Origin of the sequence: Chitinophaga vietnamensis, from assembly GCF_902167635.1 — a bacterium.
In the GTDB taxonomy this organism is placed as follows: domain Bacteria; phylum Bacteroidota; class Bacteroidia; order Chitinophagales; family Chitinophagaceae; genus Chitinophaga; species Chitinophaga vietnamensis.
The window spans coordinates 401,017-413,462 of the sequence record NZ_CABHMS010000004.1; the positions used below are offsets into that span (position 1 = coordinate 401,017).

Consider the following 12,446-nt stretch of genomic DNA (forward strand, 5'->3'; position numbering starts at 1 on the left):
CGTGGTGATCAAAATGGAACAACTCTTTGTCAAGGCAGTTTGTGTTGTATTCGGTACTGGTTAATTGTCAGGAAGGATAACTATCTTATTTCCCACCGTGAAGAATAAATGATCACCCGATGTGTAGGAATTTTTTATTGGAGTGGTTTGAATTGTTTATTTCCCAAACCTTGGCAGATGTACATGCACATTCAAATCTCATCAACGCCGCATTTGTGAGAGAGAGCTTGAAGCGGATCGATTCAGAGAGAAAGAGAGTTCGGCATGAATTATTGCGGGATATCTTCTGGACGGCAAGCGAAAGTGAAATGGCGGCGATGGTGCAGCGATATCAGTTTATGTTGTACTATTTGCTGGATGAGCTGGATGCCTGTGAGCAGCGGTTTTCAAATAAGTTGCTGGATATTATATATATAAGGCTCCAAGCGTGTATTACTGATATTCTCGAATTACTGGAAAATAGCTTTGGTAGATATTTTGAACAGGATCGAAAAGTACCTGAAAGTTATCTCAGGTCATGCCGGGAGCAGCTTGGCCGTGATATCGGGAATCTCGAAGATAAACTCTTTAAATTGAAGCAGGACGCCAGGTTGGTGCAAATTGTCGTTGATCATGTACGTGCCTTCATAACCAGCCAGCAGCCACACCTCAGCTACAGGAATTATAAATATGTAATTGGCGCCTGGCAAGAGCTCATGTGGTCACCGCTTTATAGCAAGTCGGGTCGGGAGCTCCCCATTCTTGTTGAACTGCTGATCAGGATTAATTATAACTCATCTGCATTCACCAGTTATTTCATAAATGAATATATGGTGTCCCTTTTGAATAAGGCTGGATCAACAGATGAGAAGATACGTGCTGTCTATCATTTAAGGATTTTAATTCAGCAGGTTAGCACCTCTTCAAAAATACCACTGCTGGCCGACTTGCCGGATATTTCCGACCAGATAATGAACAGGCTGGAAGAGGAATTGACGTTTTTGCGCGCATCGCCTTTCCAGCCTGCCGACTCCGGTACGATCAGTGGAGAGTTTAAAATTCAAACAACATTGCCAGTGCCGGTTATGGCAGCGGCAGTAAGAGTGTTTAAAGAAGGTGGTGTTATTCTGAATACTAATGTAAAGAAAATGTTGGAGTTTATTTCTCAACATTATAGTAGCATGAAACAGGAGAAAATTTCCTACACTCATTTACAGAGCTCTTACTACGATATTGATCCGCGCAATAAAGAAAGGCTTTATGATATGCTTATCATGCTGGCTAATGTCTGCAAGAAAATGTAGCCTGATGGCAAGCCTTTGGTTGGACCCTGTTGAAATGGTCATATTTTATCACAATGAAAATGATCACAAGATTCAGTCATGATTCTCTATTTGAATTTCCTGAAAGGAGAGAATGAAACGTTTTAGATAAGAAGCTGCCATTCGGACGACGGTGATGCCGGTAGGATGTGTGTAATCATCTGTGAATAGGATATGACTATATTTATCAAATAATACTTCCCAGCTTTCGTAATTATAGTACTCATTGCAGGAACGAAACTCAGTTATAAAATCTGCCAAATCTCCCGAATGTATTGAGGTGGGAACAGTTCTACTCTTTTGTATTAGACACTCTTTAATTTTGAATGATAATTCAATAATTCTTAAAACTAGAGATAAGAATATTAGGAATTCACAACGCTCTTTTACTCCCCAGGTTTTATTGCCTCCGGCGCATATGTATTCAGCCCATTCCCAACATAGTTCCCGCAGTTCCCAGTCAGAACAATATCCTGTCATCTCAATCAATGTATGCAATAAGCCTTTCTTCATGGATTTTGTTTTATAAGCAAATCTTGCATGGTATTGGCATTGAGTTTCACAATCGGTAGATGTCAACTGTTATATTCCTGCAATCTTTCTTTTACTTCTCGTAGAACATCATGAATTTTATCCTTTTCTGCGTTGCTTAATGAATGGGTTATTTTTCCGTCTTCGTCCGGATTACAATCCATGCGCATTTTCCTGTAGAACGTGGGAATGCTCCATGCACACTCTTCACAGATCCTTCCTTTAAAGAATTTTGGTAGGTCAGACAAAAAAGTGTGGATATCAAATAGTTCATTTTTTTTCATTGATCATCATTTATTTTAACTCCTTATCAGCTGTGAGCTTGGCTTGCTAAAGTTTTACAGGAATGACAAGTGTAAACTTTATTTCATTTTCCTGAATGAGTTTCGCTGATATCCTTCCTCCCAAGAGCTCAGCATAAAGTTTACAGACAAAAAGGCCAATGCCCATACCAGCTTTTCCCTGGTCTAAAACCTTAAATGGCTCGAATATCCACCTCAGCTTGTCTTTCGAAATTGATATGCCTACATTTATAACACTGATGATCAGATGATTGTCAAATGTTGATGCCAATAATTTTATAGGTTTGTTCGGGGTACCGTGTTTAATCGCATTCAGAAGTAGATTGTGAACAATCTGTTTAAGTTTTTCTTTGTCAGTAAACAGTTCCAGCTCTCTCACCTGTTCAATGTCAATTTCGATGAGGGACAGATCGGAGATAAAGGGCTGCTGAAAGATGGATATACATGATTGTAAAACAAGGTCTGCATCGAAAGTACTACGGTTTGCGATCAGTCTTGTTTTTCCTTCGTAAAAGCTGACCGTGCTTCTCATGTTGTCAAGGACTGAGAGTGTATTGGATGCAAGAATCTTGATATAGTTGAAATATTCTATAAACTTAGTGCTACATTCACTTTGGTGGGCTTCTTTATGGCCGTCGATGATTTCAAGTGCCTGTATAACTCCTGAGAATTGACCATTTAGCTCGTGTGTAAGAAGGGCAATAAATTTCAATATTTCAGGGTCGCTTACAGTATACTTGTTTTTTAGGCGTATTTCGCGTTTTGATATCTGGAATGCGGCTTCCAGGCATTTTTCAAGCTCTTCTCTGAACCAGATGTATTCCAGCGGTGCGGGAGTTTCTGATAATAGCGCGCGTTCTTGCCACCTTGTTAATGATTCCCTGATATCTGGAAGCGGATATTCTCTGAAGAACGCTGTCAGCACCGGGGAAGGGTCTTTGATTTCTTTCTTATTTAGCCTCCACGGTTTTTTGTGCCACTTGGGAAAGCTAATACTGTCTTTGTTTTCCATAATTTAATGTTTTTTTATTAACGATCTCAAAGCTCGGCTATCTGCGAACACAGTTATGATCAAGTTATGATCAAGTTGTGATCAAATTTGTATACACAGCTGATAGGCTGCGAAACTGTTGGTTCGCTTTCAGGAGATTACAATGTGGAACTAAGTGAAGGGGGAATGCGGTTGGGGCAAAAAAAGCGCAGGCATTCACAATCCATTTCAGAGGTACTGGTATACCCGATGACGAGAAAGTGAAGCCCACGCAGTATCACGTGAGCAACTCACTTCATCTCTCGTCATCTTAAAAATTACCAGTTTTCTGAAACGAGACCCTTGTGTGTTGCTTCAAAATATCAGTTGAAGCTACAAATATAACTTTTAAGTGTTTTTTGCGAACACTCAGACTAATTTTTTAAAAAAGAATCTTTTTGTACTTATACTGAAACAATATGTTGCATAAGAAAATCTTTTCGACATAAAATTATTATAAATTTTTGAAAGAACCAAAAAGTATTAAATGTGATACTAAAAGATTTTCTTATGATTCAATAGGTATTCATTTGATTCAAAATCAATAAATTAGAGAATAATATATTTGCTCAATAACGAAAACTTCGATGAGCAAACCTACATATAACAGAATCAAAGCTGTGCTGGCGCTTAAAAAGAAATCAAATGAAGATTTAGCTGAGGCGCTTGGTGTGTCCAAAGGCGCTGTATCCACCTGGAGCAGGAATTTTAAACAGCCCTCCATAGAGCGACTTTTTGCTATTGCCAAATTTTTGAAAGTAGAGGCCACCGATCTGCTGAATCCTATGAAAGACGTTGATAACCTGGAATAATAACATCATCTCTTTATCTTTTTCATATATGCGTCAGCGGTAGATAGCCTATCCAAGCCATTGCTTTCTGTATCCCATCGCTACATCATACGCTAGTCAGGCGCGCCATATGTTGCTATCTTGTTATTCATATTTATTCTGTTATCCCACCTGGGGCATCACCTGATCACCACAGTGAAATAAACGGCCATACCCTTCACGACTAAACGTTTTAAATTTCCTCCATACTCAAATTACTTTAAAAATAATGTGAACTGTATCATAATCACTTAGACCCCCTAGTACTAGGTGTCTCAGGTTTTTTCGCCTTCCTATCGTCGCATATTTGCACTGAACAGTTTTAGTACCGCAGCAGAGTGATGTGTGATGAGTGGGTGTACTTGAACACATAGGCTGCATGATGGTAGTGATGTGAGGTTTTGAAAAAACAGCCTATGTTAAGTTCAATTTCATGGGCGTGCTACCTGCTGGTAGCCGCCCTTTTAATCGGAATCTATTACAGCATAATTTTCATCCGGTATTTCCGGAGGCCGCCACCTCGTGAAAGTGAGGAAAGAAGGCCGATTGATCCGCAGTTGTCGTTATTCGATGGTGAGCAGGAAGATTTGCCGAACGCAAATCCGGCTGATCTTTTTACGCCGGCTTTGGGGCTTTCTGCCAGGGTTAGGGATGTGATGAAGACGGCCGCAGATGAAAAGTACAGCAAAGCTGGACTGGTCCTCATATTACGTCAGCTGATTGCTGAGTATCCTGCTCTCAAGGGCACACCGTTTCAGGTAGCCATTAACAATGTCATTATATCAGAAAGTAAAAATATGGGCGCTGCCGGCCTCAATGATGATGATGTGCGGCTTTTGTGGTAAGTGTGGGCGGCAGTTATGACCATATTGGATAGCGAGAATAAAAATGTGAGGTATGAAAAGGAGGTGGCCAATGCTCAGGCGAAGAAGTAGTGTTTGTGTTTTCGTATGTACGTCGACGTTAGTAATGCTGTTAAATGCTACTGCCATGGCTCAAGGCCAGGCTGACGGAAAGGCTGGTATAAAAGAGGCCAGCGATAAAGTCCGTTCTTATTTTGACTCCGGAACAGATCTGATGTATGCGGTGGGGGCTGTGGTCGGACTGATAGGCGCCGTGAAAGTTTATCAGAAATGGTCAAGTGGAGATCCCGACACATCAAGAGTAGCAGCGGCATGGTTCGGAAGCTGTGTCTTCCTGGTGGTTGTGGCGACGGTATTGAAATCCTTCTTTGGTATTACCTGATGTCTCGTGTTGGTTGATTTAATATACAGCGTATGGCGAACAGCGTCTATACCATCAATAAGGGAATAAACATCAGCATCGAATTTAAAGGTTTGAAAGCGCAGTACATATGGTATGTAGCTGGAGGAATGTTGGGTATTATGATGCTGTTTGCCGTCCTGTATATATCAGGTGTGAATGCATATCTGTGTGTAGCCGTCGCCGGTAGCGCCGCCGGTGGTATGATCACCTGGATATATCGACTAAGCAACACCTACGGTGAGCATGGATTGAGTAAGAAATGGGCGCGACGGAGAATCCCGTCCTGCATAAGGGCCGGTAAGGACCGCAGCATATTTATTGGCAATTTAAGTGGTGGTTATGGAAAAAGTGATGGAGGAAATATTGCCAATCATGGCCGTGGAGCATGATTGCATCCTTTCAAAGAGTGGTGATATTACGGTGGCATTTCGGGTAGAGCTACCGGAAATATTTACTTTATCAGCAGGGGAGTATGAGGTACTGCACCAGGCTTTCATAAAAGCAATAAAGACCCTGCCACCAGGCAGCGTCTTTCATAAGCAGGATTGGTTCATCAACCGCAGGTATGAAGGAGATTTTGAAAAGGACGGTGATTCGTTTCTCTCCAGGAGCAGCACCCGCTTTTTTCATGAGCGGCCGTTCCTTGATCATACCTGCTACATTATGGTTTCACGGAGACTAGATGGCAGAAAGCTCTCCAGCTCATTGTTTTCATCTCTGTGCCGAAAGTCCATTGTGCCACGTGAATTGTTGCAGCACAATATCCTGCATGATTTTCTGGATACTGTTGGGCAGTTCAAAAGCATATTGGAGGGAAGCGATTTACTTACGCTGATACGGCTTACCGATGCAGAGCTGGTGAGCAGCAGGCGGAAAGCAGGATTGATTGAAAGATATTGCAGCCTTGCTCCGGACACTGATAGACCAATTGGCAAGGATATTTCCTTTGGCGATGATATCCGCATCGGTGACGACTATCTTCAGATGTACACGCTGGCAGATATTGAAAGCCTTCCAGGGCTATGTGGCAGCCGGATTAATTACAATAAGTATTCCAGCGATAAAAATAAATACAGTATTGGGTTTGCTAGTTCTTTGGGGCAGCTGCTAACCTGCGATCATTTATATAATCAGTTTATCTTTCTTGGTGATCCTGCCGCCAAAATTCAACAGCTTGAAAAAAAGCGGCTCCGACTACAATCACTATCTGCTTATAGCAGGCAGAACGCACTGGCGCGTGATGCCGTCAATGATTTTCTTCAGGAGGCAGTCGGTCAGCAACGCCTCCCCGTTCAGGCCCACTTTAATATCTGCACCTGGTCAAATGACAAAGCTGTACTGAAAGAGCTGAAGAATCAGGTGGCCACAGCTTTTGCTCAGATTGACGCTTCTACTAAACAGGAAATGGTGGGCGCTCCGCAGATCTTCTGGGCAGGGATACCAGGTAACGAAGGTGATTTTCCAATGAACGACACCTTCGACACTTTTTGCGAGCAGGCTTGTTGTTTTCTGAATCTGGAAACCAGTTACAGGACTAGCGTCAGCCCATTCGGTATCCGGCTGGGCGACCGCCAGACCGGCAGGCCGCTGCATGTGGATATTTCTGATGAACCCATGAAGCTGGGAGTCATCACCAACCGGAACAAGATAGTGATTGGTGGGAGCGGCAGCGGAAAGAGTATGTTCATGTGTTCCCTTTTGCGGAGCTACTATGAGCAGGGGGCACACTGTGTTGTTCTTGATGTGGGGAGTAGTTATGCCGGATTATGTAAGTTACTGAATGGTTACTATTTCAGCTACACAGAGCAAGACCCCATCCGGTTTAATCCATTCTATATTTCGGAAAATGATATACTCGATATTGAAAAGAAAGAAAGCCTCAAAACATTGCTGCTGGCGCTTTGGAAAAGGGAAACAGAATCGTTTAACCGATCGGAGTATGTTGCAATTTCAAATGCCTTGCAGCTTTATTATGAGAAGCTGGCTTGCGATAAATCCATTTTCCCATGCTTTGATAGTTTCTATGAGTTTTTGCAGGATGAATATACAACAGTTCTTGAAAAGGAACGTGTACAGACGAAGGATTTTGATATAAATAATCTCCTGTATGTTCTTAAACCCTATTTCCGTGGTGGTGAGTTTTTCTATTTGCTCAATGCCAGAGAGAACCTGAATCTGCTGGAAGAACGGTTTGTAATTGTGGAGCTGGACAACATCAAGGATCATCCGATTTTATTTCCTGTTGTTACGCTCCTGGTTATGGAAATGTTCATTTCCAAGATGAGGAAGCTGAAGGGTATCCGTAAAGTGATCACCATTGAGGAAGCCTGGAAAGCCATCATGCGCAATGGCATGGCGGAGTTCATGAAGTACCTGTATAAGACCGTCAGGAAGTTTTTTGGGGAAGCCATTACTGTGACCCAGGAACTGGCTGATCTGATCAGCTCTCCCATTGTGAAAGAGGCTATCATTTCAAATGCTGACTGCAAAATCCTTTTGGATATGCGCAAGTTCCAGAACAAGTTTGACGATATACAAGCGCTACTTGGTTTATCCGACAAAGGAAGAGAAATGGTGTTGTCAGTAAACCGTTCCAATGAACCTGGCCGCCGGTACCGGGAGGTATTCATTGATCTCGGCGGTCAGCGGATGAAGGTTTACCGGTACGAACCTTCCCCCGAGGAATACTATGCTTTTTCTACGGAAGAATCAGAAAAGATGAAAGTGATGGCCTACGCGGAAAAGTATGGCGGTGATATCCGGCGTGGTATATCCGCGCTGGTACAGGATTTACAGTATTGAAATTGAATGGTATGAGAAGTGCGTGTAAGGTGATGCTGTGTGTGGTATTGAGTTGCGGCCTGGTTGTGCTGCCTACAAAGAAGAGCCACGCGATAGTTTGGGTTGTTATAAAAGCAGCGGCAAAGAAGGTTATTAAAGCCATCGACTTGCAGGTGCAGCGGATGCAAAATAATACCATCGTTCTTCAAAATGCTCAGAAGAACTTGGAGAACACACTTTCTAAATTAAAGCTACAAGAGATTTCCAGCTGGACTGAAAAGCAACGGCAGCTATATGCCAGCTATTTTGATGAGCTGTGGAAAGTAAAGAACGCTGTCGCTACGTATAAAAAAATCAAAGAGGTGGCCCGACGGCAAGTGGCTCTTGTGGACGAATATAAAAGAGCTTATGAGTTGCTGCGAAAGGACACCCACTTCACGCCGGATGAGATTGATTATATGTACCAGGTGTATTCCGGTATTTTGACGGAAAGCATCAAAAACATTGATCAGCTACTGTTGGTTGTTAATTCTTTTTCTACGCAAATGTCCGATGGGAAGCGGCTGGAAATTATTGCTGCTGCTGCGGATGGTATTGATGATAACATGACTGCTTTGCGTCAGTTCACAGACTATAATGTCGGCATCAGCATTCAACGGGCGAAAGGAGGTAGTGAAATCGAAATGGTTAAACGCATGTACGGGCAGCCTGTTAAATGACGTGCTATATAATATGGTGTGATATGAAGATGGTGATGTTGGTCGGATTTGTGCTGCTTTATTCTCTTCACTTGCATGCTCAGACTTTCAATGAATGGTTTCGGCAGAAGAAGACCCAACGGGAGTATCTGATAAAACAAGTAGTCCTGTTGCAACAGTATCTTGGTTATGCCAGGAAGGGGTATAATATCGTACAGAAGGGCCTTGGCACGATATCGCAAATAAAGAATGGCGATTTGAAAATCCACCTGTTATTTTTCAGAGCACTGAAGGAGCCCAACCCTTTCATTGCAAAGAGTCCCAAAGCAGTTGATATCATTACCTCCGTTCTGGCCATAAATGCTTCTTGTGACAAGGCTTTGCGAAAGTTCAATATGCATGGGTTTTCGCTTCCTGATGATCGGGATTATGCACGGCGAGTTCTTCTCAGGATCAGGCGTGAGAATGATAAGAGCCTAGAGGATCTGCTGATGGTTACCACCAGCAACCAGCTTCAACTGTCCGATGATCAGCGTCTTTCGAGGATTGACCAGTTGCATGCCGACGTGAAAGATAGAGGTGCATTTGTATCCTCCTTCATCAATCAGCTGGAATTGTTGTCCCGGCAGTACCATTCGGAAATCGCTGATGTCGATATGCAGCGGGCTGTTTATGGATTAAAATAACGTGTTATGAGGAGAGTGCTTGTTTGTATGATGGTGATGTTGATCTCTTCGCAGTTTTTGCTTTGCATACCTGCCCGGGCTCAGGCAGATGAGCTTGCCCAGCTGGCATTGAATATCCAGAAGCTCAGCCAGCTGAAGAAAATTCTGCAAAACATGTACAATGGTTACCGGATTGTCAGCAAGGGATATAATACCGTCAAAGATCTTGCTCATGGTAATTATCAACTGCATGAAGTTTTCTTAAATGGCCTGTATACTGTTAACCCGGCGATAAAAAATTATAAACGTATATCTGACATTATTCGATATCAAGGCCAGATCGTGCGGCAGTACAAAATTGCGTTCAACACCTTCAGATCGTCGGGCCTTTTTGGAATGGAGGATATTGATTACATGGCAGCTGTGTATGGCCACCTTACAAAGGAAAGCCTGAAAAATATTGAGGAGCTTGTATTGATAGTGACAGCCAGTAAGCTCAGGATGAGTGATGATGAGCGATTGGAGGGTATAGATCGCATCTATGCCGAAATGCAGGATGCTTGGTTGTTTCTCTGCAATTTCAATAATAAAGCCAGGATGCTCGCTTTGCAGCGAGCGAAAACGAACAATGATATAGAGGCCATAAAGGCGCTCTATGGTATCGGGAAGTTAAAATGAGGGAGTATGAGATGGTGTGGAAAGCCGCTGGGATGCGCGGTTGTGGGGATTTTATTGCCCGGTATCTGCAACGCTCAAAGTGTTGCTGGTAGTATTGGCGGCCTGCATGGCGTACTGGACCAGTTATATGATGACATGATTCCGCTTTGCGGCGATATGATCGATATCGGACGAGCTATTGCTGGTTTTGCCGCTATCTTCTATATATCTGCCCGTGTGTGGAAGCATATCGCCAATGCGGAGCCGATTGAACTTTATCCGCTACTGCGACCTTTTGCTATAACTATCGCCATTGGCATGTTTCCGCAAGTATTGGATATCATTAACGGAGTGCTGAAACCAGTATCTACAGCGACTGCCGGTATAGTGAAGAATGGCGATACTGCTATTGCGGTACTTTTACAACGTAAGCAGGACGTTATCAAAAACACAGAATTTTATAAAATGTATGTTGGTGTTGATGGACACGGTGACAGTGATCGATGGTATAAATACTATCACCCGGATGATGCAGACAGGCAGCATGAAGGGCTATTTGAGAAGATCGGGAATGACATGAAATTTAGCTTGGAACAAGCGGCGTACTCGATACGTAACTCAGTCAAGCAGTTTTTATCGGAAGTCTTACAGGTGCTCTTCGAGGCTGCCTCGCTGTGCATAAATACTATCCGGACTTTTTATCTCATCGTGCTGGCAATATTGGGACCTCTTGTATTTGGTATTTCTATTTTTGATGGATTTCAACAATCGCTTATAAATTGGCTCGGGCGATACATAAACTATTTCCTGTGGTTGCCCATTGCCAACATCTTCGGAGCGATCATCAATAAAATTCAGATAAACATGCTGCAAATAGATATCGAACAAATCACAAAATACGGCGATACCTCGTTCGGCGCAAATGACACAGCCTATTTGATTTTCCTCATTATGGGCATTGTTGGTTATTTCACCGTACCAAGTATTGCTGGCTATGTAGTTCATGTGGCGGGAAGTAATCCTCTTTTGCATAAAATCACTGGTATAACGACTTCTGTCGCCTCGGGCGGCGCAGGTATGGCAGCTTCCAGGTTGGGGCAGGGAATATCCAATGCCTATAACGCACCGAAGAATTTTAATGAAGGATACAGTGGTTGTAACGCGGGGGCAGGTGTGATGGCGGATATTGGCCGGGCGGCGGGAAAGACTGGTGGCTACATGTATGACGATTTGGCGGGAAAATAAACGTAGAGACTATGTTCAGGCAGTTGAGAAATATTGATAGTGCTTTCAGGTATATCCGTGGCTTTACCATTGCTGTTGTTATTGGCAATATGCTGCTGGCCGGTTTTTGTTACTATCATAGCTATCAATTAGCAGGCAAGGTTCAGGGAAAAATCTATGTTTTATATGGCGACAAAGTGATAGAGGCATTTGCAGATGACAGGAGAAGTTACTTACCCGTTGAAGCCAGGGCCCACGTCAAAAATTTTCATCGGCTGTTCTTCACGCTTGATCCTGATGAAAAGCTAATTCAGTCAAATATTTCCAAGGCCATGTATCTGGCCGACGCTTCGGCCCGGAGTAAGTATCAAAGTCTGAAGGAAAGCGGCTTCTACACCGGCGTGATTTCCGGCAATGTGAGCCAAAGAATAGAAGTGGATAGCGTAAGTGTTGATCTCAAGCAAAAGCCTTATTATTTCCGTTGCTATGCAACACTACAGATTAGGCGGCCAACCAGTATTACCACAAGAAACCTGGTTACCGAAGGTTTTTTGCAGGACGCTGCAAGCACAGATAACAATGAACACGGCTTCCTTATCCTGAATTGGAATATCATCCGCAATGAAGATATAAATGTCATAAACCGTTGAAATATGCTGTGGTGGCGCAGAAACAGAGAAGGAGATCACAATCGAAATGTCGGCTATACATCCAGTGCGTGGCAGGAAAGATTGTTGGCGTGGTGGAAAGGACAACTACATGCAGTATGTAGCAGAATGGAACGGCATATCAATAACATTCATCCCCGGTACATGAAAGCAATCCTGATATCTTTCTGCCTTTCCGGTACTGTGATGTTCGCGTATTTCGGATTGGAGGGTAATAATGGCATGCGTGGCACCGTGTTCAAAGTCGTCCCTGTTAGTCTGCCATCGCACGCATTGCAGGGGTATGAAGGTACCACATATGTGATTAAGTCTGGCATTGGATTTCAGAATATTCGCCAGTTTAAAAAATATGTAGACAGCCTTGCGACCACCTCTGAAGGCCGGTATGTGCTGGATAGCCTACGTATGGTCAGACCTGGATTGCTGGACAGTATGGTTCTTATCAATAAAGTTTTGGGGTTGCAATAACAGTGAAGTGTGGACGTTTTAAAAG

14 protein-coding genes are annotated in these 12,446 nt (G+C 43.1%); 12 read left to right on the forward strand and 2 right to left on the reverse strand.

Translation table 11 applies throughout. From position 1 onward, the window contains the following. The first annotated feature begins 119 nt into the window (after window positions 1-119). Window positions 120-1,283: a hypothetical protein gene (locus FPG75_RS12820; protein ID WP_143307256.1), complete on the forward strand. Its 1,164-nt coding sequence runs from the start codon at window positions 120-122 to the stop codon at window positions 1,281-1,283. Between the two features lie 72 nt (window positions 1,284-1,355). Here FPG75_RS12820 and FPG75_RS12825 read toward each other — a convergent pair whose 3' ends face one another. Together FPG75_RS12825 and FPG75_RS12830 are read right to left on the reverse strand one after the other, a co-directional pair. After that, the gene (locus FPG75_RS12825) at window positions 1,356-1,814 is read right to left on the reverse strand and encodes a hypothetical protein (RefSeq protein WP_143307257.1); all 459 of its coding nucleotides are present in this window, start codon (window positions 1,812-1,814) and stop codon (window positions 1,356-1,358) included. 348 nt (window positions 1,815-2,162) lie between these two features. Next, window positions 2,163-3,146: a sensor histidine kinase gene (locus FPG75_RS12830; protein ID WP_143307258.1), complete on the reverse strand. Its 984-nt coding sequence runs from the start codon at window positions 3,144-3,146 to the stop codon at window positions 2,163-2,165. Between the two features lie 605 nt (window positions 3,147-3,751). Here FPG75_RS12830 and FPG75_RS12835 point away from each other — a divergent pair. The 11 genes from FPG75_RS12835 (at window position 3,752) to FPG75_RS12885 (ending at window position 12,421) form a co-directional block, all read left to right on the forward strand. Continuing rightward, window positions 3,752-3,976, forward strand: coding sequence for a helix-turn-helix transcriptional regulator (locus FPG75_RS12835; protein ID WP_143307259.1), 225 nt, complete (start codon window positions 3,752-3,754; stop codon window positions 3,974-3,976). Window positions 3,977-4,410: 434 nt separating this feature from the next. Next, window positions 4,411-4,839: a hypothetical protein gene (locus FPG75_RS12840; protein ID WP_143307260.1), complete on the forward strand. Its 429-nt coding sequence runs from the start codon at window positions 4,411-4,413 to the stop codon at window positions 4,837-4,839. 124 nt (window positions 4,840-4,963) lie between these two features. Further along, complete coding sequence (locus FPG75_RS12845; protein ID WP_236652913.1) at window positions 4,964-5,239, forward strand: DUF4134 domain-containing protein; 276 nt, start codon at window positions 4,964-4,966, stop codon at window positions 5,237-5,239. A gap of 32 nt (window positions 5,240-5,271) precedes the next feature. Next, on the forward strand, window positions 5,272-5,649 hold the full coding sequence (locus FPG75_RS12850; RefSeq protein WP_143307261.1) for a DUF4133 domain-containing protein: 378 nt from the start codon (window positions 5,272-5,274) through the stop codon (window positions 5,647-5,649). Then, window positions 5,600-8,062: a TraG family conjugative transposon ATPase gene (locus tag FPG75_RS12855; RefSeq protein ID WP_143307262.1), complete on the forward strand. Its 2,463-nt coding sequence runs from the start codon at window positions 5,600-5,602 to the stop codon at window positions 8,060-8,062. The genes FPG75_RS12850 and FPG75_RS12855 overlap by 50 nt, the downstream gene beginning before the upstream one ends. Before the next feature lie 11 nt (window positions 8,063-8,073). Next, window positions 8,074-8,760, forward strand: a complete 687-nt coding sequence (locus FPG75_RS12860; protein ID WP_143307263.1) for a conjugal transfer protein TraI — start codon at window positions 8,074-8,076, stop codon at window positions 8,758-8,760. Window positions 8,761-8,783: 23 nt separating this feature from the next. Then, entirely contained in the window at window positions 8,784-9,425 is a 642-nt protein-coding gene (locus FPG75_RS12865; RefSeq protein ID WP_143307264.1) for a hypothetical protein, read from the forward strand. A 6-nt stretch (window positions 9,426-9,431) separates the two neighbouring features. Beyond that, the gene (locus FPG75_RS12870; RefSeq protein ID WP_201747952.1) at window positions 9,432-10,082 is read left to right on the forward strand and encodes a TerB family tellurite resistance protein; all 651 of its coding nucleotides are present in this window, start codon (window positions 9,432-9,434) and stop codon (window positions 10,080-10,082) included. 6 nt (window positions 10,083-10,088) lie between these two features. Next, the gene (traJ, locus tag FPG75_RS12875; protein ID WP_143307265.1) at window positions 10,089-11,306 is read left to right on the forward strand and encodes a conjugative transposon protein TraJ; all 1,218 of its coding nucleotides are present in this window, start codon (window positions 10,089-10,091) and stop codon (window positions 11,304-11,306) included. An 11-nt stretch (window positions 11,307-11,317) separates the two neighbouring features. Continuing rightward, window positions 11,318-11,935: a conjugative transposon protein TraK gene (traK, locus tag FPG75_RS12880; RefSeq protein ID WP_143307266.1), complete on the forward strand. Its 618-nt coding sequence runs from the start codon at window positions 11,318-11,320 to the stop codon at window positions 11,933-11,935. Window positions 11,936-12,097: 162 nt separating this feature from the next. Beyond that, window positions 12,098-12,421: a hypothetical protein gene (locus FPG75_RS12885; RefSeq protein WP_143307267.1), complete on the forward strand. Its 324-nt coding sequence runs from the start codon at window positions 12,098-12,100 to the stop codon at window positions 12,419-12,421. Window positions 12,422-12,446 lie beyond the last annotated feature (25 nt).

What these genes read in the sequence shown, in the direction of transcription:
- FPG75_RS12820 (WP_143307256.1), top strand. Translation starts at nt 120, where the DNA reads ATGTGTAGGAATTTTTTATTGGAGTGGTTTGAATTGTTTATTTCCCAA.
- FPG75_RS12825 (WP_143307257.1), bottom strand. Translation starts at nt 1,814, where the DNA reads ATGAAGAAAGGCTTATTGCATACATTGATTGAGATGACAGGATATTGT.
- FPG75_RS12830 (WP_143307258.1), bottom strand. Translation starts at nt 3,146, where the DNA reads ATGGAAAACAAAGACAGTATTAGCTTTCCCAAGTGGCACAAAAAACCG.
- FPG75_RS12835 (WP_143307259.1), top strand. Translation starts at nt 3,752, where the DNA reads ATGAGCAAACCTACATATAACAGAATCAAAGCTGTGCTGGCGCTTAAA.
- FPG75_RS12840 (WP_143307260.1), top strand. Translation starts at nt 4,411, where the DNA reads ATGTTAAGTTCAATTTCATGGGCGTGCTACCTGCTGGTAGCCGCCCTT.
- FPG75_RS12845 (WP_236652913.1), top strand. Translation starts at nt 4,964, where the DNA reads ATGCTGTTAAATGCTACTGCCATGGCTCAAGGCCAGGCTGACGGAAAG.
- FPG75_RS12850 (WP_143307261.1), top strand. Translation starts at nt 5,272, where the DNA reads ATGGCGAACAGCGTCTATACCATCAATAAGGGAATAAACATCAGCATC.
- FPG75_RS12855 (WP_143307262.1), top strand. Translation starts at nt 5,600, where the DNA reads ATGGAAAAAGTGATGGAGGAAATATTGCCAATCATGGCCGTGGAGCAT.
- FPG75_RS12860 (WP_143307263.1), top strand. Translation starts at nt 8,074, where the DNA reads ATGAGAAGTGCGTGTAAGGTGATGCTGTGTGTGGTATTGAGTTGCGGC.
- FPG75_RS12865 (WP_143307264.1), top strand. Translation starts at nt 8,784, where the DNA reads ATGAAGATGGTGATGTTGGTCGGATTTGTGCTGCTTTATTCTCTTCAC.
- FPG75_RS12870 (WP_201747952.1), top strand. Translation starts at nt 9,432, where the DNA reads ATGAGGAGAGTGCTTGTTTGTATGATGGTGATGTTGATCTCTTCGCAG.
- traJ (WP_143307265.1), top strand. Translation starts at nt 10,089, where the DNA reads ATGAGATGGTGTGGAAAGCCGCTGGGATGCGCGGTTGTGGGGATTTTA.
- traK (WP_143307266.1), top strand. Translation starts at nt 11,318, where the DNA reads ATGTTCAGGCAGTTGAGAAATATTGATAGTGCTTTCAGGTATATCCGT.
- FPG75_RS12885 (WP_143307267.1), top strand. Translation starts at nt 12,098, where the DNA reads ATGAAAGCAATCCTGATATCTTTCTGCCTTTCCGGTACTGTGATGTTC.